Origin of the sequence: Campylobacter sp. BCW_4338, assembly GCF_001763255.1 — a bacterium.
Lineage (GTDB): Bacteria > Campylobacterota > Campylobacteria > Campylobacterales > Campylobacteraceae > Campylobacter_D > Campylobacter_D jejuni.
The window spans coordinates 1-25996 of record NZ_MJYJ01000066.1 but is presented as its reverse complement, the minus strand read 5'-3'; the positions used below and the strand labels follow the sequence as shown (position 1 = coordinate 25996).

Genomic DNA, 25996 nt, shown 5'->3' with positions numbered 1-25996 from the left:
TAAAACGCCAAAATAAAGGATTGGAATGGCTTTAGCACTTAGTAGCATACAAGAATATACTATTAAAAGAGGTAAAAAATCTTTTTGGATGTGTTTTAATATCCCAAATAATGATTTTTGTATCAATAAAACAAAATATGATAATTATTTTGATAAAAATAAGACAGATTATAAAGCTAGAAATGAATTTTTAGCTTTTATGAAAGAAAATTTTCCTAAAGTTGGCTTATATAAGATATTTGATACTGCTCCAATTGGGGTTTTAGTATATCCTTATTTAGGAAGTATTGCTGTTGATTGCGAAGAAGGAGATGAGGTTTATCAAGCCATAAATAGTAAATACGAAGATGAAAATCATATTCCAAAATCTATGGGTGCTGTTTTTTGGGAAATGAGTCTTGAAGTAGCGCAAGAATTATACGAAGCTAGAAAATTTGATTTTGATAATTTTTAAAAACATTGTATAAATATAAAGAAATTTTTTAAAATTATAAAATATCATAAATGATATTGTAGAAAATGCTTAAAATATAAAACCTTGCTAGAATAAGCAAGGTTTATTCAGTCTTTTAAAAAAATCTTTCATTAGCATTATCAAAGCTTTGTAAAAATCAGATTTTGATTTATTATAAACATCAAAACTCCACATATTAAACCAAGTAAAAAATTCTTCTTTTAAGAATTTTTGCAAAGTTATATCATCTTGTTTTTTGATTAAAAAACTAATAAATAATAATTCATTTATCAAGCTATCTGCAGGTTCTTCATTAAAAAAAGAAAAAAAGTTATTTTGCGCAAAAATTTGCTTAACTTTATCAGAATTATCTGAATAAATTTCTTTATTTTCATCAAGATAAAAAGAAGCAAAAGGCGGTGCTTTTACATAATCAACATCGCTTAAAAACAAAGATGTAAAATCACTTGCTATTAATTTATCATCTTCGTTTGAAGATGATAAAAGCTTTAAAGCGGTGCATTGTAATTTGCTATTATTTTTTAAAAACCAATTTTGCCAGAATTTTTCTTTTTTAAGTTTTTCTAGCAAAAAATGATTAGGTGGATTTTGCAAAAAATTGATAAATATATCTATTGCCAATTTTTGCATTAAGAATGTCCCAACATGATTTGAGTACTTATAAGTCCATAAAATAGCATTCTAGTGGTAAACACCCCTAAAAATGCACAAAGTAGGGCAAAATAAGCAAAAAATTTACTTTTAAATTTTTCATGTAAATAATTATGCAAATACCAAGTAACAATCCCAAGTCCTAAGAATGTAAAAGAAAGTGATATAAACCAATCATAGGTTCCACCTAAAAGTTCAAAAGGATTTACAAGCCCCATAATCCAAGTTTGTCCTACATGTAGGGTTTGTAAAACTATAGCAGTACTTAAAAGCCCTATGCCTATAAGTCCTGTAAAAAACGACATTTTTCTTTCATGTTCGCTATTTTCAAAAAAACAATAATAAACAATAGCACCTAAAAATATAGCACTAGCAAAAAAATAAAGCAAAGTAATCTTAAAATCCCAAGTAGGTACACTTTCTTGCATGGAGCCATAAGCTCCACTCATAAAGAAAAGTCCTAAAATTCCACATATTAGCGTAAGATAAAACACCCAATTTGAAGTTTTTAGATAAAGCAAAAAGCCCAAAGCACACACAAGAGATACAAATAAAATTTCATTATTCATCCAGCCTATGTGCCATTCATTGTTTGCATAAAAAACACCCATTCTATTTAATACATTAAAAATGTGTGTAATATCATTTAAATGAAAAAATGAAGGGATAAAAGCAACCATCATTGCAATTCCTAAGGCTAATCCAAAAGACTTTAAATTCGCATAATTTTTGTAACCATTTATAAATGCAGGTGCATAAACCAAACTAAGTCCAATTACAGCTTGTGCTAAAATAGTAAATAATACCAAAGGCATTTCGCTTAAAATGTGATTAAATGATGTCATTTTTAACTCCTTGGTAGTTTTGAGGTAGATGAAAAATCGCACTTTTATTACCTGAAGGCAAACTATGTTTTTCAGGCACTATACATAAATTTGGATGCGTGATAGAAGCATCAGGTAAAGGTGTGATAGAGGCTAAATTTCCATGTTCTTCTCTCAGTTTTGTTATATCTCCTGCTTTTAATGCTCTAAAAGGACAAGAGTCCACGCAAATTGGATTTTTACCTTCTTTTAATCTCTCATAGCACCCATCGCATTTGCTCATATGACCACTTTCATGGTTAAATTGAGGTGCGCCATAAGGACATGCCATAGCACAAGCTTTGCAGCCTATACACATACTATCATCGATTGCTACTATTCCCCATTTTATTTTCATTGTTGCACCGGTTGGACAAGCTTTAAGACAAGATGGATTAGAACAATGATTGCAAGAAATAGAAGTGTAGTAAGCAAAAACACTTTGTTCAAAACTTCCATCTTCTTTAGCTGTCCAATTTCCCCCTTCAGTCTCAAACACACGGCGAAAATTAACCCCCACAGGCATATTTTTATAATCCTTGCAAGAAAGTGAGCAAGTCCTACAGCCTACGCATTTGCTTTGATCTAGCATAAAACCAAATTGTGAATTTTCTTCTAATTTCATCTTTTTCTCCTTAAACTTTTGCAATTTCAACTAAAATAGAATGTTGTCCATTTCCTTTAGAAATAGCAGTTGGTACTATACTTGCCAAAGAATTCACACAAGTTCCCACATCGATACCATTTTCATATTTTGCCCATGCACCTTGTGGTGTTACTGCACAACCTGGTATGATTTTTGGAGTAACTTTTGCAATGCCTTGTATGATTCCTAAGTCATTTCTTACTTGCGCCACATCGCCCGTTTTGATACTTCTTTGCTCTGCATCTATGGTATTTATCCAAATTTCTTGTGGATTAGCTTCTCTAATTTGTGGAATTTCCCAAAAGCTAGAATGTGTTCTACCTTTGTAGTGATAGCCAAAAAATTGCAAAGGATATTTTTGTTTTAATGGATCTAAAATCCCTTCTCTTTGGCTTTCAAAAACAGGAATAGGCACTATTTGTTGTCCTTCTTTTAATTTCCAAGTTTTTTGCATTTGTGCAAGTTTTGTGCTATAAATTTCTATCTTTCCGCTAGGAGTTTTTAAAGGATTATTGATAGGATCTTTTATAAAACTTTGTAATGCCACTACAGGTTTTACAGGCTCAAATTTTACAAGTCCTTTTTCGCACATTTCTTCAAAACTAGGCAAAAGTGGATTTTTTTTCATACTTTCTTCATAAAGGTATTTTAGCCAATCTTTTTGTGTTCTTCCTTCGCTAAATTCTTTTTCTATGCCAAGTCTTTTAGCAAGTTCAAGACACATTTCATAAATAGGTTTTGCTTCGCCAACTGGCTCGATAGCTTTTTGACAATAAATAATATAAGGCTTATTGCTATAATATCCTGCGCTAGGTCTTATAAAATCTTCTTGCTCCAGCATAGTTGCATCAGGTAAGATATAATCTGCGTAGTTATTTGACGGAGTTCTAGTTACATTAACATCTACTATACACTCACACAAATTCTCATCGCTTAAAATATCATGCACTTCTTTAATGGTGCTGTGCTGATTTGTAAGACAATTTCCTGCTGTATTGAAAATAAATTTGATATTTTGTTTTAATTGTGTTGTGTCACGCACCCCATCACTAATATCTGTCATTTCTTTTCCGCGATAAATAGCTTCTGTAAATAAAAAACAAGGAATAGAATCTTTTATTGGATTTTTAAAAGGCATACCCATTATATCATATGTTTTACTTGACCCTGTTCGACATCCTGTATTTGTCCCTTCTATGCCAATATTTCCTGTAATACAAGCTAGAGTTGCTATCGCCCTTGCATTTTGTTCTCCATTTGAATGTCTTTGCACTCCCCAACCTTGTTCTATAAAACAAGGCTTTATGGTGGCAATTTCTCTTGCAAGTTGAACTATGCGGCGTGCTGGAATTTTTGTAATCTTGCTAGCCCAATCAGGAGTTTTTTCTACTCCATCGTTTAGTCCTAAAACATAGCTTTCATAGCTTGAGTTTTGGTTGTATCTTGTGGCAGAGTATTTTCGCTAAAGCTTATGGTGTATTTATCAAGAAAAGTTCTATCAAGCAAATCTTTTTATCATCACATAAGTTAGCACAGCAATCAAAGCTGCATCGGTTCCTGGTGCTAAAGGCTTTTTGATAAGCATAGCCTACTCCACCACCTCCCATTCTAGTTTCAACATGATTTGCTCCAAAAAATATAGCTAATTTTGCAGAGCGTAAAGTGTATATATCGCTAGCAGGAGATCCACCATAGAAAAAATTCATAGCATTTGAAATTTGAGCCGTAGAATAAGAATTATGATAATTTAAATAACCACCATAAAGACTTAAAAGTCTAGCCCATGGACCTTGTGTACAGCGATTAATTATTGTTCCTGTTGTTCCTGTTGCATAATTTATATAAAAGGCTTCATTGCCGTATTTTTCTTTAATTTCTTGCATTTTGGCAGAAATTTCATCAAAAGCTTGTTCCCAAGAAATAGGCATAAATTTACCTTCACCTCTTTTTCCCACTCTTTTTAATGGTCTTTTTAAGCGATTTGCATTGTAAACTTTATATCTTGAGCTTCTACCTCTAATACAGGCTCTTGCTTGACGATTATCAAAGCTATCATCACCTTCATTATCAGTACTGACATATTTAATAATTCCATCTTGAGTATGCACTTTTACAGGACATTTTGTTCCGCAATTTACATTACATCCAGCCCATTTGCTGATCAATGGTGGAGTTTTTAATAAATTTGCACTTAGACTTATAGGACTTAAGGTTAAGCCGCCAAACAAAGAACTCCATTTTAAAAAATCTCTACGATTTTGTTCCATGTTATCTCCTTACATTTATGTGACAAAAGTAATTGCGATTATAATACAAATAATAATTTTATTCAATTAAAATTAAGACTTTAAAACTCCTAAATATAGGCTTTATAATGGATTTTTCGTTTATGAATTTAACTTCAAAAAATAAAAATTTGAATAATATAATGATAAAAATTTATTAAAATAGTATTTAAATATAAATTTATAACTAAAATATAACTTTATCCCCCGTATAGGCTTGCGAGTTGAGTTTTTTTGTTTTATAATTTTGTGCGTTATTAAAATAAAAAGGTTTTTTATGTTGAGATTTTTAATTTTTGCAATGTTGTTGTTTGTGAATTTAGAAGCAAAAATCCCAAAAGATACACTTATTATAGCAGTTGAAAATGAAATCGCAAGGATAAATCCTGCTTATAGTGAGGATCATGATGCAGTGATTAATCTTGTATTTTCAGGGCTTACGCGTTTTGATGAAAATATGAGTTTAAAACCTGATTTGGCTAAGTCTTGGGATGTTAGTAAAGACGGGCTTGTTTATGATATTTTTTTAAGAGATGATGTTTTATGGCATGATGGAGTCAAATTTAGTGCTGATGATGTGAAATTTAGCATAGAAGCCTTTAAAAATCCTAAAAACAATTCTTCTGTTTATGTCAATTTTGAAGACATTAAAAGTGTGGAAATTTTAAATCCTTCTCATGTAAAAATCACACTTTTTAAACCTTATCCTGCATTTTTAGATGCTTTAAGCATAGGAATGCTTCCTAAACATTTGCTTGAAAATGAGAATTTAAACACAAGCTCTTTTAATCAAAATCCTATAGGTACAGGTCCTTATAAATTTGTAAAATGGAAAAAAGGTGAATATGTTGAATTTAAAGCTAATGAACATTTTTATCTTGATAAGGTAAAAACTCCAAGACTTATTATAAAACACATTTTTGATCCTTCTATAGCTAGTGCTGAGCTTAAAAATGGCAAGATAGACGCAGCTTTAATCGATGTTTCTTTGCTAAATATTTTTAAAAATGATGAAAATTTTGGAATTTTACGTGAAAAATCGGCTGATTATCGGGCTTTAATGTTTAATTTTGATAATGAATTTTTAAAAGATTTAAAAGTAAGACAAGCTTTAAATTATGCAGTTGATAAAGAAAGTATAGTAAAAAATCTTTTGCATGATTATGCTTTTGTAGCTAATCACCCTTTAGAGCGTTCTTGGGCAAATCCTAAGAATTTTAAAATTTACAAATATGATCCTAAAAAAGCCGAGGATTTACTTGTAAATGCAGGTTTTAAGAAAAATAAAGATGGAAATTTTGAAAAAGATGGGAAAATTTTAGAATTTGAAATTTGGGCGATGAGTAATGATCCTTTAAGGGTAAGTTTAGCTGGAATTTTGCAAAGCGAATTTAGAAAAATAGGAGTTGTAAGCAAGGTAGTGGCTAAACCTGCTGGAAGTTTTGATTATTCTAAAGTAGATAGTTTTTTAATAGGCTGGGGAAGTCCTTTAGATCCTGATTTTCACACTTTTAGGGTATTTGAAAGTTCGCAAGATAGTGCTTTAAATGATGAGGGTTGGAATTTTGGACATTATCATGATAAAAAAGTGGATATAGCCTTGCAAAAAGCAAGAAATACTTCAAATTTGGAAGAGAGAAAAAAATATTATAAAGATTTTATAGATGCTTTGTATGAAAATCCTCCTTTTATCTTTTTAGCCTATCTTGATTTTGCTTTAGTTTATAATAAAGATTTAAAAGGTATCAAAGCAAGGACTTTAGGTCATCATGGAGTGGGTTTTACTTGGAATGTTTATGAGTGGAGTAAATAGTGCTAAAACGCTTAGTTTTTAGTCTTGTCGTAGCATTTTTTAGCACTTTTTTATGTTTTGCTTTGCTTTATTTTAGTAAAGGCGGTATAGCTTATGTTAATGGAGTTAATTCACAAAGTAAAGAATTTATTCAAAGAATAGAACAAAATTTAGGGCTTGATAAGCCTTTGCTAGAGCAGTATAAAATTTGGCTTTTTAAGGCTTTAAAAGGAGATTTAGGGGTTTCTTTTTTAAGTGGAGAAAGTGTTTTAAAGCTTATAAAAGAAAGAATTTTTAATACTTTTATTTTGGGTTTTAGTGCCTTAATGCTTTTATTTTTACTCAGTGTTTTTTTGGCACTTTTAGGATATTACTATAAAGAAAGTTTTATAGATAAAATCATCACTTTTTTAGCTTTTAATTTTTTTGCTTTACCTCCTTTTGTTTTAGCTTTATTGTTTGTTTTAATTTTTGGAATTTTTTGGAAAATTTTGCCTGTTATGGGAAGTAGTGATATAGGCTTTGAAGATGATTTTTTAAATCGTTTAGAGCATTTGATTTTACCTGTTTTGGTGCTCGTTTTATCACATTTGGCGTTATTTTTAAGGATTGCTAGAAATTTTATCAATGAAAGTTTTTCTCAAATTTTTATTCAAAATTTATATGCTAGAGCTTTGAGGGAAAAAGATATTTATTTTTTAGTTTTGAAATATTCTTTAAGTCCTATTGTGGCTTATTTTGGGGGAAGTGCTTTAAGTTTTATGATGGGAACTTATGTGGTAGAAAGTGTCTTTGCTTACGAGGGGCTTGGGTCTTTACTTTTTAAAAGTATTATTTTTAAAGATTATCCTGTTGTGCTTGCGCTTATATTTTTTAGTGTTTTGCTTGCAGCATTTTTTACATTTTTAAGTGATATTGTAGCTAGGATTTTAAATCCTAGATTAAGAAGGCTTGATTTTGTTTAAATTTCTTATCATACTTGCGCCTTTAATTTTTTTGTTTTTATGCGCCTTGTTCGCACCTTTTTTGACTCCTTTTGATATTTTAAGCACTCATTTAGAAAATTTGCATCAAGCTCCTAATTTTACTTATATTTTAGGGACTGATTTTTTAGGCAGGGATTTGTTTTCTCGTTTGCTTTTTGCTTTGAGAAATTCTTTGATTATAGGTGTTGGTGGATCTTTATTGTCTATTATTTTTGCTTTGTGTTATTTGTTTTTAGCACGATGTTTTTTTTATATTTTTTGGATGCGTATTTTAGAGTTTTTTTTAGCCTTGCCTGCTTTTTTACTTATGATGTTTTTTCAAAGCATGATAACTTCTGATGTGTTTTTGATGATTTTTTTAATCGCTTTAATTCATTGGTGTTTCATAGCAAGAATTATAGAAAGTGAATTAAAAAGACTTGAAAATTTAGATTTTTACAAAGCAAATATAGTGCTTGGAAGAACTAAATTTAGAGCTTTTTTTAAAGATTTAATACCCGCTTTAAAAACACTGATTTTTACACTTTTTATATTTAATATTGTTCATGCTATAGCCACAGAAGCTACTTTGAGTTTTTTTGGACTGGGCTTAGGATTTGAAATTCCAACTTTAGGTACTCTTTTGAGTGAGTCTTCAAAAGCAGTTTTTATAGGTGCTTGGTGGATGATACTTTTTCCACTTTTAAGCTTGCTTTTGTTGTTTTTACCTCTTTTATGGTTGGGTAATTTTTTACAAAAAATTTGGGGTATAAGATCTTGAAGGTAAGAAATTTAAATATCAGTTTGAAGAATAATTTATTGCTTAAGGATATTAATTTAGATATAAAAACAGGCAAAACTTTAATGATACTAGGACAAAGTGGAGTGGGTAAAAGCTTGTTAGGAAAAGCTTTGGTAAGACTTTTAGATTCTAATTTCACAATAAGTTTTGATGAATTAAGTTTTCATAATTCTTGTATTTTTAATTTTAACAAAGAAGAACTTAGAGATTTTCGTTCTAAGGTGGCACTTGTTTTACAAGATGCAGAGCTTAGTCTTTATCCTTATTTGGATATCGGAAATTTATGTCATCTTGTTTTAAAAACTCATACAAAATTAAAACAAAAAGAAAGAAAAGATTACGCTTTTTCTTATTTTAAAAAATTAGGATTTGAAAATCTTGATCGTTTATGGCATTCTTATGCTAATGAATTAAGTTTGGGTATGGCAAGAAGGGTGAGCCTAGCTTTAGCATTATTAAATCAACCCCAAATTTTAATTTGTGATGAAATCACAGCTTCTTTGGATAAAGAAAACGCTTCTAAGATCATATCGATTTTAGAAGAATTAAAAAATACTACAGCCTTAGTTTGCATCACTCATGATTTAAATTTGGTAAATTCTTTAGCAGATGAAATTCTTATGCTAGAAAAAAATAGTTCAAATTTATATAGTTTAGATGAGTTTTTAAGGTATTATAATGCTTAAAGTTTGTAATTTAAGTAAGTTTTATGAGCTTAAAAAGCATTGGTATTTAAAAAAAGAAAGACATATTGTTTTTGATAATATCAATTTTTCTTTAAATGAAAATGACAATTTAATGATTTTAGGTAAAAGTGGTGCAGGTAAAAGTACATTAGCTAGAATTCTTTGTTTTTTAGAAGATCCAAGCGAGGGTGAGATATGGTATGAAAATCTTAACTTACACAAGCTTGATAAAAACAAACAGAGACTTTTAAGAAAGCAAATTCAGTATTGCTTTCAAGATCACAAAATGACTTTAAACCCTTATAAAAAAATCAAAAATCTTATACAAGATGGTTTGGAAAATTTTAATTTACAAAAGAATGATGACTTGATTTTAGAATTTTTTGATTTTTTTAGTCTAAAAAAACAAATTTTAGAACAAAAACCCTATGAATTAAGCGGAGGAGAAGCCACGCGTGTAGGTCTTATCCGTGCTTTGGTTTTAAATCCTAAATTGTTGATTTTAGATGAAATTACTTCAGCGCTTGATATTAAAACTTCTAAAGAAATTTTAACTTTTTTATATGACTATCAGCAAAAAAATAATATTTCTTATATATTTATAACCCATCAAAGTGATCTTTTTTATAAATTTAATCATAAAAAATTAAAACTTTAAAAAAATATTTTTTAATATAAGTTTCAATATAGAAAGTTTAGAGTAAAATAAAGAAAAGTGTAAATTTAATTTTTGTTGTGGAGTGATTAAAGTGCTTTAAAAAAGGAGAATAAATGTCTCATATAGATGCTTCGCATCCTTATTTTGGTATTTTTTTAATGCTAGTACTTGCTAGTGTTATTTTTTTTGGACTGGTTTTTTTAGCTTCAAAAATTGGTAATAATTTTGCCGCAAAAAATCGCAAAAAATTAGGACTTGGAATTTATGAATGTGGTCCTATTCCTGTTAAACAAGCTAACAAGATTAACTCTCAATTTTTCATCATCGCCTTAATCTTCATACTTTTGGATATAGAAGTTGTGTTTTTATTTCCTTGGGCTTTGATTTTTAAAGATTTAGGTTGGTTTGGGCTTTTAGAAGTTTTTGTTTTTATCGTACTTTTAGGAGTTGGATTTTTATATGCTTATAAAAAAGGAGCGTTTGCATGGCAGAGCATCAAGTAAATTATGCAAGTGGTTTGCCCGTCGTTTTAACTAGCGTTGATAAACTAGTTCAATGGGGTAGGAGTAATTCTTTATGGGCTTTATCTTATGGACTTGCCTGTTGTGCGATTGAGATGATGGCGGCTGGGGGTTCAAGATATGATTTTGATAGATTTGGAACGATTTTTAGAGCTTCGCCACGTCATAGCGAAGTGATGATTATCGCAGGAACTTTATGTAAAAAACACGCTGAATTTACAAGAAGACTTTATGATCAAATGCCTGATCCTAAATGGGTGATTTCTATGGGAAGTTGTGCCAATACAGGTGGTATGTTTAATACTTATTCTACTGTTCAAGGAGTGGATAGAATTATACCTGTAGATATTTATGTACCAGGCTGTGCTCCACGCCCCGAAAGTTTTCAGTTTGCTTTGATGATTTTGCAAAAAAAGATTCGCAAAGAAAAAGCAAGTCGCAAGATCGCACCTAAAAGGTTGGTATGATGAGAAAGTATAGCGATAAAAAAAATGCTCAAACTCAAAATTACTATAAAGATAGATTTTATCACGCACCACACACTGTAAAATCTGATGTTAATGAAAGTGTTTTTAAAGATGATTTTGAAGTTTTAAAAACTCAAGTAGAAATTTTAAATTCCTTTATAGAGCTTGATTTTTGGGTAATAGAAATTAAAAAAGAAGACAATGTTAAAACCTTGCAAATGCTTAAAACTTTAGGGTATTTAAGTTTTACAGAGGCAAGTGCTATTGATTTTATAGCAGATAGAAATGGTTTTGAAGTGTTTTATCAGCTTTTAAATTTAGAAAAAAAATTAAGAGTGAGAATAAAAACTTTTGTAGGTGTAAAAGAGCGTTTGCAAAGCGTGGCTCATGTTTTTAAAGGGGCAAATTGGAGTGAGAGAGAAATTTATGACATGTTTGGAATTTTCATCATAAATCATCCCAATTTAAAACGCATTTTAATGCCTGATGATTGGTTTGGACATCCGCTTTTAAAAACTTATCCTTTAAAGGGTGATGAGTTTGCAAGATGGTATGAGATTGATAAAATTTTTGGTAAAGAATATCGTGAAGTAGTGGGTGAAGAACAAAGAGATTCTGGTTTTGTTGATGATAAAGATACGCTAAATTTTGCAAGACTTTATCATGAAGTGTCAAAAGGTGGTCAAAAGAAGGAAATTTCCTTTAAACAAGAATATCAAGAAGATGAAGGCGTAGCTTTTGTAAAAAAAGTAAAACGTGATGAAGCAAAAATTTTAGAGAAAAGGCGTTAAAATGCAAATTCCTAGCAAGTTAAAACCTTATTATGAAAATATAACTTTTGAGCAAGAAGACTCAAAAATGATTATCAATTTAGGCCCTCAACACCCTTCAGCACATGGAAATTTACGTCTTATTTTAGAACTTGATGGAGAGCAAGTTGTAAAAGCGCGTCCTTGTATAGGTTATATGCATCGTGGTATGGAAAAAATGGCTGAAAATATGATTTATCAAGAATTTATTCCTACTACTGATAGAATGGATTATATCGCTGCTTCAGCGAATAATTATGCTTATTGTGCAGCGGTTGAAAAGCTTTGTGGTTTAGAGATTCCACGCCGTGCAGCAGTGATACGCATGATACTTTTAGAATTAAACCGTATTGCATCACATTTGCTTTGGCTTGCCACTCATGCGCTTGATATTGGTGCGATGAGTGTGTTTTTGTATTGTTTTAGAGAACGTGAGTATGTTTTGGATTTGATAGAAAAGTATTGTGGCGCAAGGCTTACGCATTCTTCTATGAGAATAGGTGGGGTTATGCTTGATTTACCTGAAAATTATCTAGAAGAAATGCTTGCATTTTGTGATAAATTTCCAAATGATCTAAAAGATTATGAAGATCTTTTAGATGATAATAGAATTTGGCGTTTAAGAACTGAAAATGTAGGTGTGGTTACTAAAGAGCAAGCCTTAAATTGGGGTTGTACAGGTGTGATGTTAAGAGGAAGTGGTATAAAATACGATATACGCAAAGAAGAGCCTTATTTGCTTTATAATGAAGTTGAATTTGGTGTGCCTTATGCTACACAAGGGGATTCTTATGCAAGATATAAAGTTTATATGCAAGAATTTCGTGAAAGTTTGAAAATCCTTAGGCAATGTGCCACGCTTTATAAAGATACTCCACCTGAAATTTTAGCTACGCATCCTGAGTATGTAAGTGCTTCAAAGGAACAAATTTTAACGCAGAATTATTCCTTAATGCAACATTTTGTTTTAATCACTCAAGGTTTAAAACCTCCTAAAGGCGAAGTTTATGTGCCTACCGAAAGTCCAAAAGGTGAGCTTGGCTTTTTTATCCATAGTGATGGTACAGGAAGACCTTATCGTTTAAAGGCTAGAACGCCTAGTTATTGGCATTGTGCGTTTTTTGAAGAAATGCTTGTAGGTACTTATTTGGCTGATGTTGTAGCCATTATGGGTAATGTAAATATAGTTTTAGGTGAGATAGATCGATGAGAAGAGTAGATTTAAGAAAAAGCAAAGAGCTTTTTGAAGATTTAGCACAAATCATAAAAGAAGCAAAACAAGGCGAGGTTTTAGTGGTGCTTTTTGAAATCGGCGATTTTTCTCCTGTTGAAAAAAGTTTTTCTTTTGTAAAAGAACAAGGCTGTGAGCTTTTAAATTCTTTGAAATTTAATCAAGTGGATTGGACTATTGTTATAAAAAAGGAGAGGGTATGATTTATGATAATGCTCTTTGTTTTTTAGATATGCCAAGCCTTAAAAACAAAAATTTATGTGAAAAAATAGGTGTAAATAGTATTAATATTTCTTGTTTGGAAGATAAAAATTTAAAAGCTAAATTTTACAAATGCGAAATTGCAAGTTTGAGTTTTGTTTTAGCCTTGCTTTGTAAATTAAGCGATGAAGGACAATTTAGCGATTTAGATGAGGGATATTTAAGTGCTGAATCTTGCTTTGGAGAGGAAGAAGCAGGTGAAGTGCTTGCTTTTTTAAAAGAGGCTAAGTATTTAATTATAGATAAAAATATCCATTTTTATAAAGATAGCGAAAATATCAAATATTTTTTGAATTTCTTAAGCGTAAAATATGAATTAAAGATTTTAGATAGCGATGAAGAAGAATGCGATTTTAAAAAGGCAAAATTAAACACCTTAAAAGAACTAGATAATTATGATGGTTTAGTGCTTTTTAGAGCAAATTTGCAAGATAAAAATTTACATTGTTCAAAGCAATTTTTACAAATTGCAAAATGCAAAGATCAAAGTGAAGTTAAAATTTTGGCTAAAGATTTTAGTTTTAAAACCAAGCTTTGTTTAGATGAAAATTTACAAGGCACCATAGCTTTTTTAAATTATGAAAACAATGGTTTTGATTTTACTCCAATTCGCATAAAGGAAGCAAAATGACAGTTAAGATTAATGGTATAAATTGCGCCTTTGAAGAAGGCGAATATATTTTAAATATAGCAAGAAGAAATGATATTTTTATCCCAGCGATTTGCTATCTTTCAGGCTGTAGTCCTACTTTGGCTTGTCGTATGTGTATGGTTGAAGCTGATGGTAAAAAGGTATATTCTTGCAATACTAAAGCAAAAGAGGGTATGGTTGTAGAAAGTGATTTAAAAAATCTTTGGGATGAAAGAAATGAGATCATGCAAGCTTATTGTATCAATCATCCTTTAGAATGTGGAGTTTGCGATAAATCAGGCGAGTGTGAATTGCAAAATTTCACTCATAAAAGTCGTGTAAATGTTCAAAAACATTGGATTAAAGACACGCATAAACCGCATAAACATTGGGGAATGATTAATTACGATCCCGCACTTTGCATAGTATGTGAGCGTTGTATTACAGTTTGTAAGGATAAAATCGGCGAAAGTGCTTTAAAAACCGTTCCTCGTGGCGGAGATAGTGTGGATAATAGCTTTAAAGAGAGCATGGGAAAAGATGCTTATGCGATTTGGACTAAATTTCAAAAAAGTTTGATAGGTCCTGCAAATGGCGACACGCTTGATTGTTCATTTTGTGGGGAATGTACAAGCGTATGCCCAACAGGAGCTTTGATAGGTTCGAAATTTCAATACACTTCAAATATTTGGGAACTTAAAAGAATCCCTGCTTCAAATCCGCATTCAAGCGATTGTGAGTTGATGTATTATGATATTAAGCAAAGTGGTATTAGCAATCAAAAAGAAAAAATTTATCGTGTGAGTAATGATTTTGCCTTTGCGAGTTTAAATAAGGCTGCAAGATTTGCTTTTGATACGCAAAATGAGGCAGATAAAGATGAAAAAGCCTTTAAAGAACTTGTGGAGCTTTTTGAGAAAAATGAAATTAAAAACATTAAATTTAATAGTTTTATTACCAATGAAGAAGCTTTGATTTTACAAAATTTAAAAAAGAAATTTAATCTTTCTTTGATCAATGAAGAAGCTTTGAAATTTAAAGAATTTTTACAAGAATTTATCGCTAATTCTGGCGAGTTTTATAGTGCTAATACTCAAGATATAACAAAAAGTGATTTTTTGGTTGTGGCTGGAATGCTTTTAAGATATGATGCTCCAACACTTAGCTATAAAATCAATAATGCTTTAGTGATGAATAAAGGCTCAGGGCTTTATTTTCATCCTATGGAAGATATGGGTATAGCAAAATATTCTAAAAATTTTATTTCACACATTCATAAAAGTGGCGATGAAGAGCAAATTTTATATTTTTTACTTCAAAAATTTAGCCAAGATGAAGGTATTAAAACTCATTTAGCAGAGTTTTTTGTTAGTGAAAATAAAGAAATAGAAGAAAGTATCAACGAAGAAGTTGTAGAGCAAGTCATAGAAAAAGATGAAGAAGGCAATGAAATCCAAAAAGAAGTAAAAAAAGTCGTGCCTAAGAAAGTGAAAAAAATCATAGAAGTGCAACGCTCTATTTTTGCTAAAAATTTAGGCATAGATGAAGATAAATTAGAAGATTTATTGCTTAAAAAAGCAAATTTTACTCTTGTTATAGGGAGTGATTTTTATTTTCATAAAAATGCGAAAAAACTTGCTAAATTACTTGCTTTGATCCAAAATACCACTCCTTTTAAAGTCTTTTTAAATCCTACGCATACCAATACCTTAGGTGTGGCCATGATTTGCGATTTGGATAAAAACACACAAGAAGGCAAGACTTTAGGTTATAATGAAAAAGGTGATTTTAGTTTTTCTTATGAAGAGCATGCAAATTTAGCTAGTGCGAGTTTAAATCAGCAAGAAGGAACTTTTTTAAATTACGATAAAAGAGTGGTGCCAACTAACGCTGCTTTAGAATTTAAGGGATATTTTTTAAATGATTTAGCTAATGCTTTAGGTTTTGATGAGGAATATACCATAAATTATACTAAGAGACTCCCTATAAATAAAGGTTTTTCTCCGATTGATTTTGATCATTTAGACAATTTTTATACCAATGCAGGCGATTGTAAAAGGGGATATGAGCTTAATTTAGAATGTTTTAAACAAGTTGCTAAAAAAGAATTCATCTCTCCAAATTTTGAAAATTTAAACCCAAAAGAAGATGAAATTTTGCTTTATAGTGCTAATCCTAGCTATCAATTTGGTAGATTTTCAAATCGTGCTAGTGCGATTAATGAGGTGATTTTTTTAGGTGTAAGTGAAAATTTAGCTAAAGAGAAAAATTTAAAAGATAAAGATCTTGTAAAACTTAAAATAAAAGATAAAGAATTAAGCCTTAGTGTGCGTGTGGATAAGGATATAAAAAATGGAGCTTTCTTACCGTATTTTGATGAAAAACTTGACACGCTAAGCTTTTTTGATGAAAGATTTGTTGTGGCGAATTTAGAAAAATTAGGAACAAACCATGAGTGATTTTGCTTTTTTTGCTTTAGAGGCTTTGATTAAATGTATTATTGTCATTGCAATATTTGCGAGTTTAGCAGGTCTTGCAACTTATGCTGAAAGAAAAGTTTTAGCTTATTTTCAAAGACGCATAGGGCCTGATATGGTAGGGCCTTTTGGGCTTATTCAACTTGTAGCTGATATGATAAAACTTTTTACTAAAGAAGATATAATCCCTTCAAATTCGCAAAAATTTATTTTTGCTATAGCACCTTTGATTTCTGCTATTTGTGCTTTTGTTTCTTTAGCGGCTATTCCTATGCTACCTGAATTTACTTTATTTGGAAGGGTGATTCAGCCTATAGTGGCAGATATCAATGTAGCTTTGCTTTTTGTCATCGGCACTTCAGGACTTTGCTTTTATGCGGTGTTTTTGGGTGGACTTGCAAGTAATAATAAATGGTCGATTTTAGGGGCTGCAAGAGGGCTTGTAGCGATTATTTCCTATGAAAGCGTAGGAGCTTTGGCTTTGATTGCTATTGTAATGCTTGTAGGTTCTTTTTCTTTGGTGGATATTAACAATTATCAAAGTGATGGATTTTTTTCTTGGCTTATTTTTAAACAGCCCTTGGCTTTTGTGCTTTTTATAATTGCTTTATTTATAGAGACCAATAGAACTCCGCTTTGTTTGACGGAAAATGATGCTGAAATTGTAGCGGGTTATGGAACGGAGTATTCGGGTTTAAGATGGGGTATGTTTTTTATAGGTGAATATGCTTCTATGATAGCTGGAGCTATTTTGGTAACTCTTTTGTTTTTAGGGGGTTTTAATAGCTTTTGGATTATTCCTGGTTGGATTATGATGATAGTAAAATCAAGTTTTATTTTCTTTTGGTATTTTTGGGCAAGAGCTGCTTTTCCGCAATTGCGTCCAGATCAAGTGATGAAAATGTGCTATTTGATCTTAATCCCTTTAGCGGTTTTAAACCTTTTAATCACTGCTTTGGCAGTTCTTTTATAGGAGTTTGATATGAAAAATTATTATTTAGTGGATGAGAAAAGAAAAACTCCTGTTAGCACTTGGGAGAAAATTTCACAAGCTTTGCGTAGAAGCGTTAAACTAGAGCTTTTTGTAGGGCTTTTTGTGATGATGAGAGAATTACTTAAGAGAAATAATAGCGCTACGATTAAATATCCTTTTGAAAAGGTAAAGCTTGACAATCGTTACCGTGCTGTTCATCGTTTGATGCGTTTTATAGAAAGCGAAAATGAAAGATGTATAGGTTGTGGGCTTTGCGAAAAAATTTGCATTAGCAATTGTATTAGAATGGAAACTTCTTTAGATGAAAATGGGCGTAAAAAAGTAGGAAATTATAGTATTAATTTAGGGCGTTGCATTTATTGTGGTTTTTGTGCTGAGGTTTGCCCTGAACTTGCTATAGTGCATGGAACAGAGTATGAAAATGCAGCTGAGCAAAGGTCTTATTTTGGCTATAAGCAAGATTTTTTAACTCCTATTGATAAGCTTAAAAATCAAGTTGAATTTGAAGGAGCGGGAAGCCTTAGAAAAGATGCTGATTTATTGGTGGTAAAAACACCAAATTATTACGATGTGATGCAAGAAAGAGCCTTAGAAAATCAAAATACACAAGAGCAAGGAGAAAATAAATGATAGAAAATTTGGCTTTTGTATTTTTTAGTGTAGTGGTTTTAGGCTTTTTTGGCATTGCGGTTTTAAGTAAAAATATGCTTTATTCTCTTTCGGCTTTAGCGGGTGGAATGGTGTTTTTATCGGGATTTTATTTTTTACTTGATGCAGAGTTTTTAGGCGTGATACAAATTATTGTTTATAGTGGAGCTGTGCTTGGACTTTATAGTTTCGCGATGATGTTTTTTGATGCTTCTAAAGAATTTAAAGAACAACTTAAAGCTAAAAAAAGTTTTTTTACTTTGGTAGTTTTAAGTGCAATTTTACTTTTGGCTATGCTTATAGGTTTTAAATACCAAAATATCAGCACGGATTTGCCTTTAAATGATCCTGCTTTGTTTGATTTTAATAAACAACTGGCTTTAGCGATTTTTTCAAAATATCTTTTAGCTTTTGAATTTATAGCTATTTTGCTTTTGATTGCTTTAGTTTGTGCTATCACTCTTACTCATAAAGAGCTTACAAAGGAAAAACAATGATAGAAAAGTATTTTTTTGTCGCTATTTTAATGTTTGTTATAGGGCTTGTAGGGATTTTAAAAAGACAAAATCTCATTATGCTTTTTATTTCGAGTGAAATTTTATTAAATAGTGCTAATTTAGCCTTGGTAGCAGCTTCTAAAATGCACAATGATTTAAATGGACAGGTTTTTGCACTTTTTATCATGGGTGTAGCGGCTTGTGAAGTAGCTGTTGGTGTAGCTTTGTGTGTGCTTTGGTATAGAAGAAAAGGCACTTTAGAGTTAAAAAGTTTAAAAGAAGTGGAGGCTTAGTATGCAAAATTTGGCTTTGATTTCTCTTTTTAGTCCTTTTATAGCTTTTTTGTTTGCAAGTTGTTTTGCTTTGAGTGAGAAAAAACAATTTGTAGGGATAATTTGCTCACTTCTAATAGCTTTGAGTGCTTTTTGTTCTTTGTATTTGCTTTTTTGCAATGAAGCTTTTAATGTGAGTTTGTTTGAATGGTTTGCTGGAGTAAATTTTGGCTTTGATATAGATGCCATTTCGCTTACTATGATGAGTGTTGTAGGTATTGTAGCTACTTGTGTGCATTTTTATAGTATTTTTTATATGGCTCATGATGAAGGTTTTAATAAATTTTTTGCTTATTTGGGGCTTTTTGTCTTTTCTATGCTTTTTTTAGTTATGAGTGATAATTTCTTAGGACTTTTCGTAGGTTGGGAAGGCGTTGGGCTTTGCTCTTGGTTGCTCATAGGTTTTTGGTATAAAAACGATACTTATTCTTTTGCAGCTAATGAAGCTTTTATTATGAATCGTATTGCGGATTTGGGTATGCTTTTAGGAATTTTTTGGCTTTATTTACAAGCAGGAACTTTAAAATATGATGAAGTTTTTTCCATGGCACAAAGCCTAGATCGCAACGCTTTGATCTTAATCGCAACTTGTTTATTTATAGGGGCTATGGGAAAATCTGCACAATTTCCTTTTCACACTTGGCTTGCTGATGCTATGGCAGGGCCAACTCCTGTTTCTGCATTAATCCATGCAGCAACCATGGTAACAGCGGGGGTTTATTTGGTAATTCGTGCTAGCACGCTTTATGATTTAGTTCCTGAGGTTTCTTATATTATTGCCTTACTTGGAGCTTTTGTAGCGATTTTTGCAGCCTCTATGGCTTTGGTGGCTAGGGATTTAAAACGCATTATTGCTTATTCTACCTTATCGCAACTTGGATATATGTTTGTGGCTGCAGGACTTGGGGCTTATGGTATAGCTTTATTTCACTTAGCTACACATGCTTTTTTTAAATCTTTACTTTTTTTAGGTGCTGGAAATGTAATGCATGCTATGAATGATAAATTAGACATTAAAAAAATGGGTGGACTTTTTAAACCTTTAAAATTTACAGCTATTTTGATGTGTATAGGATCTTTAGCTTTAGCAGGAATTTATCCTTTTGCAGGATTTTTCTCTAAAGATTTGATTTTAGGATATTCTTTCATTTCTTTTCACCATGGTATTTTTTTGGTGCTTTTAATCGCAGCTTTTTTAACAGCATTTTATAGCTTTAGACTTTTAATGTTGGTATTTTTTACCCCTGCAAGGCATGATGAACATCCACATGAAGCAAGTAAAATCGCACTTTTAGCTATGAGTCCTTTGATGGTTTTAGCTATTATTGCAGGATTTTTTGAACATAGTTTTTTTGAATATTTAAGCACAAAATTAGTTTTTATCGATGCGCAAAATCAAATTGTAATGATTTGTGCGAGTGTAGCAGCTATTTTGGGTGTAATTTTGGCTATTTTTGCTTATAAAAATTCTTGGTTTAAAGAAAATATTGAAGAAAATAAAATTCACAAACTTTTAAGTAATGATTATTTTATTCCTAGATTCTATCATCAATTTATTGTTTCAAAATATGAAAGCTTATGTGCGATTTTAAAACATTGTGATCTTTATATTTTTGATAGAATAGTTGAAAAAATTGCTTTTTATTCTCAAAATATTTCACAAAAAATGATTATGCCAAACAGCTTAAACTTAATGCTTAGATTTTTGGTGGCAGCTTTTGTGATTTTGTTGATTTTGGTATGGATGGTGTAAAATGCTAAATTATTTGATATTTTTTCCTTTAATTTCTGCTTTTGTGGTTTTGCTTTTAAATCGCGGAGGCGTTAAGGTTTTTAGCGTTGTTGTAAGTTTTATAATTTTGGCTTTAAATTTGGATATTTTTGCGGATTTTTTACAAGGGGCAAGCTTTGATTATAATCTCTCTTTTAAAATTTTGAAATTTTTTAGCTTTCATGTAGGAGTAGACAGTATCGCAATTATATTGATGCTTTTAAGTTCTTTGATGATATTTTTAAGCTTTTTATTTTTAAAGCTGGAACAAAAAGCACTTGTATCTTGTATATTCTTTTTAGAATTTTCCATTATGGGACTTTTTAGCGCAAAAGATGGTTTGTTATTTTATGTTTTTTGGGAATTTTCTCTTTTGCCTTTGCTTTATATTATGGGAGTTTATAGTAAAGATTTTAGAGCAGGGGTGAAATTTTTTATCTATGCTTTTGCGGGTTCAATTTTAATGCTTGTGGCATTGATTTATCAAGCTTATTTAAATTATCAACTTTTAAACATCTTCACTTTTGACTTAGAAATTTGGAAAAATAATGCCTCGGCAGTAAATTTCACAGAGCAACTTTTACTTTTTGGAGCATTTTTTATCGCTTTTGCTATCAAAGCTCCTTTATTTCCACTTCATACTTGGGCACCTAAGGTTTATGCAAATTCGCCTGTGCTTGTTTCTGTAATGCTTGTAGTTTTTAAAATGGCTCCTTTTGGATTTTTACTTTTTTGTTTACCACTTTTTCCAGATGCGAGTGTGTATTTTATGCCTTTAATTGTAGCTTTATGCATAGTGAGTATCGTTTATAATGCTTTAATTGCTTATAGAGCAGAAAATATTAAAGAATTGATCGCTTATAGTTCTATTTCACATCTTGGTGTGATGATTTTGGGAATTTTTTCTTTAAATGCTTTGGGTATTAGTGGTGCGGTTTTTTATATGTTTGCACACGGTATTGTAACAGGAACTTTATTTTTAATGGTTGAACTTTTATACCAAAGATATCATACCTATGATATTTCTTTTTACCATTCTTTGGCCAAAAAAGCACCTTTATTTTCAATTTTCTTTATGTTAATTTTACTCGCAAGCGTTTCTTTGCCTTTAACTGTTTCTTTTGTGGGAGAGTTTTTAATTCTTTTAGGTATAGCAAAGATTAATTTATTTTACGCTTTGTTGGCAGGTTTGGTGATTATTTTAGGAGCGATTTATATGTTCGCAGTATTTAGAAAAATATTTTTCATGCAAAAACAAAGCTTTATAGAGGGTTTTTCTTTACGTTTTAGAGAAATAGTAGCGCTTGTGTGCATTGTAGTAATGATTTTTGGACTAGGGCTTATGCCAAATATACTTTTAAAGCCGATACAAAAAGATGTGGATAATCTTATAAAAACAATGAATATTAGAGCTGTTGAGCAAAATACTTTAGATTTTTTATCTAAAATAGGAGAGGCAAATGTTAAATAATTTTTTAAATTTAGAACTTTTAAATATAAGCTTATCTTATCCATTTTTATTTTTAATTACAACTGCAATAGTTCTTTTGCTTTGCTCTGGTTTTTGGAAATTTCATCGATCGTTTTATATCGGTATAAGTTCTTTATCTTTAATTGTAAGTGCTTTTTTGATTTTAAATAATGCAAATGCTCAAGGTTTAGAAGCAAAAGCTTTTTTGGCTACTTTAAATAATGATATTGTTTCATTTTATGCTTCTTTGGTGATTTTGTGTTTTTCATTTTTATATCTTTTAATGCAAAAAGAAGAAAATCAGGGTGAATTTTATGCTTTATTTTTATTTGTGATTGCATCTTTGCTTTTGATGGTTTCAAGCTCAAATTTAGTACTTATTTTTATAGGACTTGAAAGTTCTTCTTTAGCACTTTATACTTTAATAGCAATGCGTGGAAGTAATAATGCTATTTCAAGTGCGATAAAATACTTTAGTGTAGCGGCTGTAGGAGCTGGGTTTTTTGTTATGGCTGTAGCTTTTATTTATTTAAAAACAGGAACTTTAGATTTATCTGCTAATTTAGCGTTAAAAAATGAGTTTCAAAAAGATCCCATGCTTTTGGGTGCTGGAGTGATGATTTTTGTTCTTTGTGCAATCAAGCTTTCTTTGGCACCTTTTCATTTTTGGCTTAAAGATGTGTATTATGCAGCACATACAAATTTGGTTGCTTTTATTTCAGTTGTGCCAAAAGTTGCCATGTTGGTTGTGGTTATTCGTTTGTTTGATTTTTTAAATAATACAGGTTTTGAATATATCATAATAGTTCTAGCGATTTTTTCTATGCTTATAGGTGCTTTTGCGGCTCTAAGTCAAAACAATATCAAAAAAATGTTTGCTTATAGTTCTGTAGTGCATTCTTCTTTGGTTTTGGTAGCTTGCATTCCTTTATTAAAAGAACAAAATTTTGATGGAATTTTGCTTGCTATTTTTGGATATTGGACTTTATTTGCTTTTGCAAATTATGCTGTATTTATGATTTTAGGCAATTATGAGAATAATTCTTATGAGAGTTTAAATGGGCTTTTGGTTAAAAAACCTTTAATTGCTTTTTGTTTAAGCATTAGTGTGCTTTCTTTAGCAGGTGTCCCGCCTTTTGGAGTATTTTGGGGTAAATTTATGATTTTAAATACAGTAATTTTAAATGGATATTGGTATTTGGCACTTTTTGTGGCTTTATCTTCTGTTATTATGCTTTATGCGTATTTAAAGATTTTAATTCATGCTTTATTTATGAAAAATGATAGGGTTTATAATATTAAGTTTAGTTTTATACAAAATTTTATTTTAGCTTTTTGTGTTTGTATAAGCACTTTTGCTATATTGTTAATGTTATAAGAGTTTTGCTATAATTATTTTATGAGAATATTATTTTTAATTTTATTAAGTTTTTTAAATGCTTTTGCTTTTGAGCTTGTTTTAAACACGGGTCGCGAAAATAATCAAGCTTTTGCAGTTTTACATGCGAGTAATGATTTAGAATTTACATGTCAAAAATTTATTACCGAATCAAAAGTTCATTTTGAATGTGATATTGTAGGTATGGTTGATAATAAATTAAAAGATCAGAGTTTTTCTGCTTTTGATTTAAAATTTATACAAGAAGCTCAAAAAATTAAAATGATCATTTTGCCAAAAATACAAGCAAGAATGTTTGACACTTCTCAAAATATTTATATAGATAAAGAACTTAGTTCATCAAGTTCGCATAAAAGTAAGGCTTTTACTTTTATTTTTGCACCAGAGCTAGCACCTATTAAAGACTATGATGGACTTGATTTTAATATCAATTTTCCACACGAGAGCTTGCCTTATGTTGGAGCTTTGGATTTAAATTCTGATCCTGTTATTATCCCTCAAAGTGCAGATATTAATACTTATTTACGCATCAAAAAAGAATACGATAAGGCTAATTATAGTCAGGTTGCTATTGATGCGCAAAATGCTATCAATAGATATCGTGGCAGTATTTTTACTAGTGAATTTATACTATATAAATTAAGAGCTCAAAATAAACTTTACACCCAAGATCCAAGCATGCGTGATCAACAAATTTTAGAAAAGATGATTGATGATGCTAAAAATTGGACGCGTACTTTTACAAGTGATAAAAATTTTTCAGAAGTTTTACATATAATGTTAAGAACTTATATCGCTTTAGCCCAGCGTGCTGATGTGGAATATACAATGTCGATTTTGGATAATGAACAACCTAATAATTATTTTACTCAGTTATCAAAACTTGATTATGCAGACTATATTTATAATTTAAATGAAAAAGAAAAAGCTGTAAATATTTATGAAAATACTTATTTTAATACAAAAAATTTAGATTTAGCTGCAAGAGCAGCTATGAGTTTGGCAAAGAATTTGCTTTCAAATGGGCAAGTAAATAAAGCTATAGAGTATATTAACACTATTTTAAAAGCCAATCCTGAATATTTTGGAAAAGATATTCCAAGATCCTTAGAACTTGCTAAATTATTTAATCAAAAAGGACAATTTGATATAAGTGCAAGTATTTATGAAGATGCCTTTGCTAAAATGTCCAAACTTGATCCAAGTTATGAAGAAACTTTAAAAGATTTAGCCTTAGTTTTATCACATACTAACAGATCTAGTGATGCTAAAAAATACCTTGATTTGTATATGGATGATTATTTAGATGGTAGGTATTTAGATGAAATCAAAAAAGCAAGTGATGAGGTATTCTTTGCTTTAGGTGATAATAATGCAAGCTTTTTGCATCAGCGTTATACAGATTTAATGAAGCAATATGCAAATAAAGATGAGAATATTGCAAATAAAGCTTTAGATGAAGATGTTGCACTTTATTATAAAGAGGGAAATTTTAGTGCGATTTTAGCTTATAAAGATCTTATAGAAAGTAAAAAAATTCCAAATGCTACTCAATTTTTAGAGAAAGCAGCTGTTAATGATTTAAAAAATGCGATAAAAGCTGATAATTGTATCAATGCTGCAAATATTTTTATGCGTTTTAGCGCTTATGATATAGGTCAGAAAATTGATAATAAAAAACAAATGTTAGCTTGTCTTATCAGAACTTCTAATGTTGAACAAGCACTTGATTATATAAATAAAAATTATAGCGAAGATTCTATATTTTATGGTCTTCAAAAAGCATCTATTCTTTTTGATAATAAACAATATCCTCAGGTGATTAAAATTTCTAAAGATATAGCTAATTCTAGAATTTTAAAAAGCGATGATGAGAATTTTAAGGCTTATTATTTGCAATTTTTGTCTTTGTTGCGTTTAAATGACTACAATCAAGCCATTAAAATTTTGCAAATTTTAGAAAGTTTTCCAATGAATTTTAGTATGGTAGAAGTCTATGATGCTTTACTTTCTTATGCTAATGATCATAATATGCAAACAACTATTTTAACTTACGCACCTAAGGCCATTGACTATCAAAATTTTAAAGGTATAAATCTTTTTAGTCCTAATTTAGAATTTATGTATCTTGATGCTTTGGCTAAAATCAATAAAAATGAAGAAAGTTTAGCTGTTTTAACAGATTTGCTTAAATTAAAACTTTCAGATGAAGATAGAGCAAGAGCTTTATATATCCAAGCTTTAACTTATGAAAGAATGCAAAATATACAAGCTGAAAAAGAAAGTTTAAAACAATGTCTTGAAATCAAAAGTGTTTCAAATTGGCAGAATTTATGTAAGAGTAAAAATCAAATTTTAAATCAATAAGTAAATTTAGAGATAACTAGCTTTTTAGCTAGTTATCTAAGGTTAAAACCTCTTCTTCTTAACATCTTCTAAGATATTATTAGCTATATCACTTACTGTACTAGAAATAATAGCTGATTCATTAGCAATTTCAACATTATCTTTAGTAGTTTGATCAATTTGTGCTACGCTATCATTGATTTGAGTAATACCTGCAGTTTGTTCTTTAATACTTTCTGCCATATCATTGATAGATTGAACAAGTAAATTAGTATTAGCTTCTATTTCAGATAAAGACTTTTGAGTTCTCTCAGCTAG

The 25996-nt window shown here is 30.4% G+C and carries 27 protein-coding genes; 21 read left to right on the top strand and 6 right to left on the bottom strand.

Annotated elements, in window-relative coordinates:
* The first annotated feature begins 25 nt into the window (after nt 1–25).
* Nucleotides 26–454 (top strand): hypothetical protein, encoded by a 429-nt coding sequence (locus AJN69_RS09060; protein ID WP_052775254.1) that lies wholly within the window; start codon nt 26–28, stop codon nt 452–454.
* A gap of 87 nt (nt 455–541) precedes the next feature.
* Here the strand turns inward: AJN69_RS09060 and AJN69_RS09055 are convergent, their stop codons facing one another.
* The 5 genes from AJN69_RS09055 to AJN69_RS10465 form a co-directional block, all read right to left on the bottom strand.
* The gene (locus tag AJN69_RS09055; protein WP_052776797.1) at nt 542–1105 is read right to left on the bottom strand and encodes a molecular chaperone; all 564 of its coding nucleotides are present in this window, start codon (nt 1103–1105) and stop codon (nt 542–544) included.
* Nucleotides 1105–1971, bottom strand: coding sequence for a DmsC/YnfH family molybdoenzyme membrane anchor subunit (locus tag AJN69_RS09050; RefSeq protein WP_052776798.1), 867 nt, complete (start codon nt 1969–1971; stop codon nt 1105–1107). The genes AJN69_RS09055 and AJN69_RS09050 overlap by 1 nt, the downstream gene beginning before the upstream one ends.
* Entirely contained in the window at nt 1958–2614 is a 657-nt protein-coding gene (locus tag AJN69_RS09045) for a DMSO/selenate family reductase complex B subunit (RefSeq protein WP_002866871.1), read from the bottom strand. The genes AJN69_RS09050 and AJN69_RS09045 overlap by 14 nt, the downstream gene beginning before the upstream one ends.
* 10 nt (nt 2615–2624) lie before the next feature.
* Nucleotides 2625–3908: a molybdopterin dinucleotide binding domain-containing protein gene (locus tag AJN69_RS10470; protein ID WP_350223098.1), complete on the bottom strand. Its 1284-nt coding sequence runs from the start codon at nt 3906–3908 to the stop codon at nt 2625–2627.
* A gap of 196 nt (nt 3909–4104) precedes the next feature.
* On the bottom strand, nt 4105–4902 hold the full coding sequence (locus AJN69_RS10465) for a molybdopterin-dependent oxidoreductase (RefSeq protein WP_261664025.1): 798 nt from the start codon (nt 4900–4902) through the stop codon (nt 4105–4107).
* 295 nt (nt 4903–5197) lie between these two features.
* Between AJN69_RS10465 and AJN69_RS09035 the strand changes: the two genes are divergently transcribed.
* The 20 genes from AJN69_RS09035 to AJN69_RS08940 all read left to right on the top strand — a co-directional run bounded on the left by AJN69_RS09035 (nt 5198) and on the right by AJN69_RS08940 (nt 25699).
* Nucleotides 5198–6733, top strand: coding sequence for an ABC transporter substrate-binding protein (locus AJN69_RS09035; RefSeq protein ID WP_070274071.1), 1536 nt, complete (start codon nt 5198–5200; stop codon nt 6731–6733).
* Entirely contained in the window at nt 6733–7677 is a 945-nt protein-coding gene (locus tag AJN69_RS09030) for an ABC transporter permease (protein ID WP_053872620.1), read from the top strand. The genes AJN69_RS09035 and AJN69_RS09030 overlap by 1 nt, the downstream gene beginning before the upstream one ends.
* Entirely contained in the window at nt 7664–8458 is a 795-nt protein-coding gene (locus AJN69_RS09025) for an ABC transporter permease (protein ID WP_074487149.1), read from the top strand. The genes AJN69_RS09030 and AJN69_RS09025 overlap by 14 nt, the downstream gene beginning before the upstream one ends.
* Nucleotides 8455–9165, top strand: coding sequence for an ATP-binding cassette domain-containing protein (locus AJN69_RS09020; RefSeq protein ID WP_044778686.1), 711 nt, complete (start codon nt 8455–8457; stop codon nt 9163–9165). Before AJN69_RS09025 ends, AJN69_RS09020 begins: the two co-directional genes overlap by 4 nt.
* Nucleotides 9158–9823 carry an ATP-binding cassette domain-containing protein gene (locus tag AJN69_RS09015; protein ID WP_044778688.1) on the top strand — a complete coding sequence of 222 codons (666 nt, stop codon included), beginning with the start codon at nt 9158–9160 and terminating at the stop codon, nt 9821–9823. Before AJN69_RS09020 ends, AJN69_RS09015 begins: the two co-directional genes overlap by 8 nt.
* A 113-nt stretch (nt 9824–9936) precedes the next feature.
* Nucleotides 9937–10326, top strand: coding sequence for an NAD(P)H-quinone oxidoreductase subunit 3 (locus tag AJN69_RS09010; RefSeq protein ID WP_002824972.1), 390 nt, complete (start codon nt 9937–9939; stop codon nt 10324–10326).
* Nucleotides 10308–10811 (top strand): NADH-quinone oxidoreductase subunit B family protein, encoded by a 504-nt coding sequence (locus AJN69_RS09005; RefSeq protein WP_002777888.1) that lies wholly within the window; start codon nt 10308–10310, stop codon nt 10809–10811. Before AJN69_RS09010 ends, AJN69_RS09005 begins: the two co-directional genes overlap by 19 nt.
* Nucleotides 10808–11602, top strand: coding sequence for an NADH-quinone oxidoreductase subunit C (locus AJN69_RS09000; RefSeq protein ID WP_079396964.1), 795 nt, complete (start codon nt 10808–10810; stop codon nt 11600–11602). Before AJN69_RS09005 ends, AJN69_RS09000 begins: the two co-directional genes overlap by 4 nt.
* Nucleotide 11603: 1 nt before the next feature.
* Nucleotides 11604–12830 carry an NADH dehydrogenase (quinone) subunit D gene (gene nuoD, locus AJN69_RS08995; protein WP_044778690.1) on the top strand — a complete coding sequence of 409 codons (1227 nt, stop codon included), beginning with the start codon at nt 11604–11606 and terminating at the stop codon, nt 12828–12830.
* Nucleotides 12827–13054: an NADH-ubiquinone oxidoreductase subunit E family protein gene (locus AJN69_RS08990; protein ID WP_002824979.1), complete on the top strand. Its 228-nt coding sequence runs from the start codon at nt 12827–12829 to the stop codon at nt 13052–13054. The genes nuoD and AJN69_RS08990 overlap by 4 nt, the downstream gene beginning before the upstream one ends.
* Nucleotides 13051–13743, top strand: coding sequence for a hypothetical protein (locus tag AJN69_RS08985; RefSeq protein ID WP_002862215.1), 693 nt, complete (start codon nt 13051–13053; stop codon nt 13741–13743). Before AJN69_RS08990 ends, AJN69_RS08985 begins: the two co-directional genes overlap by 4 nt.
* Nucleotides 13740–16202 (top strand): NADH-quinone oxidoreductase subunit G, encoded by a 2463-nt coding sequence (locus AJN69_RS08980; protein ID WP_002862214.1) that lies wholly within the window; start codon nt 13740–13742, stop codon nt 16200–16202. Before AJN69_RS08985 ends, AJN69_RS08980 begins: the two co-directional genes overlap by 4 nt.
* On the top strand, nt 16195–17193 hold the full coding sequence (nuoH, locus tag AJN69_RS08975) for an NADH-quinone oxidoreductase subunit NuoH (RefSeq protein WP_002856570.1): 999 nt from the start codon (nt 16195–16197) through the stop codon (nt 17191–17193). The genes AJN69_RS08980 and nuoH overlap by 8 nt, the downstream gene beginning before the upstream one ends.
* Nucleotides 17194–17202: 9 nt before the next feature.
* Nucleotides 17203–17844, top strand: coding sequence for an NADH-quinone oxidoreductase subunit NuoI (nuoI, locus tag AJN69_RS08970; protein ID WP_044779865.1), 642 nt, complete (start codon nt 17203–17205; stop codon nt 17842–17844).
* Entirely contained in the window at nt 17841–18359 is a 519-nt protein-coding gene (locus AJN69_RS08965; protein ID WP_002856161.1) for an NADH-quinone oxidoreductase subunit J, read from the top strand. Before nuoI ends, AJN69_RS08965 begins: the two co-directional genes overlap by 4 nt.
* The gene (nuoK, locus tag AJN69_RS08960; RefSeq protein WP_002851490.1) at nt 18356–18652 is read left to right on the top strand and encodes an NADH-quinone oxidoreductase subunit NuoK; all 297 of its coding nucleotides are present in this window, start codon (nt 18356–18358) and stop codon (nt 18650–18652) included. Before AJN69_RS08965 ends, nuoK begins: the two co-directional genes overlap by 4 nt.
* A gap of 1 nt (nt 18653) precedes the next feature.
* Complete coding sequence (gene nuoL / locus AJN69_RS08955; protein ID WP_044779864.1) at nt 18654–20444, top strand: NADH-quinone oxidoreductase subunit L; 1791 nt, start codon at nt 18654–18656, stop codon at nt 20442–20444.
* 1 nt (nt 20445) lies between these two features.
* On the top strand, nt 20446–21933 hold the full coding sequence (locus AJN69_RS08950) for an NADH-quinone oxidoreductase subunit M (RefSeq protein WP_070274072.1): 1488 nt from the start codon (nt 20446–20448) through the stop codon (nt 21931–21933).
* Nucleotides 21923–23311: an NADH-quinone oxidoreductase subunit N gene (locus tag AJN69_RS08945; RefSeq protein WP_044779863.1), complete on the top strand. Its 1389-nt coding sequence runs from the start codon at nt 21923–21925 to the stop codon at nt 23309–23311. The genes AJN69_RS08950 and AJN69_RS08945 overlap by 11 nt, the downstream gene beginning before the upstream one ends.
* Before the next feature lie 21 nt (nt 23312–23332).
* Nucleotides 23333–25699 (top strand): flagellar protein, encoded by a 2367-nt coding sequence (locus AJN69_RS08940; protein WP_070274073.1) that lies wholly within the window; start codon nt 23333–23335, stop codon nt 25697–25699.
* A gap of 42 nt (nt 25700–25741) precedes the next feature.
* Here AJN69_RS08940 and AJN69_RS08935 read toward each other — a convergent pair.
* The coding region (locus tag AJN69_RS08935) for a methyl-accepting chemotaxis protein (RefSeq protein WP_032600453.1) at nt 25742–25996 on the bottom strand (255 nt) is incomplete at its 5' end.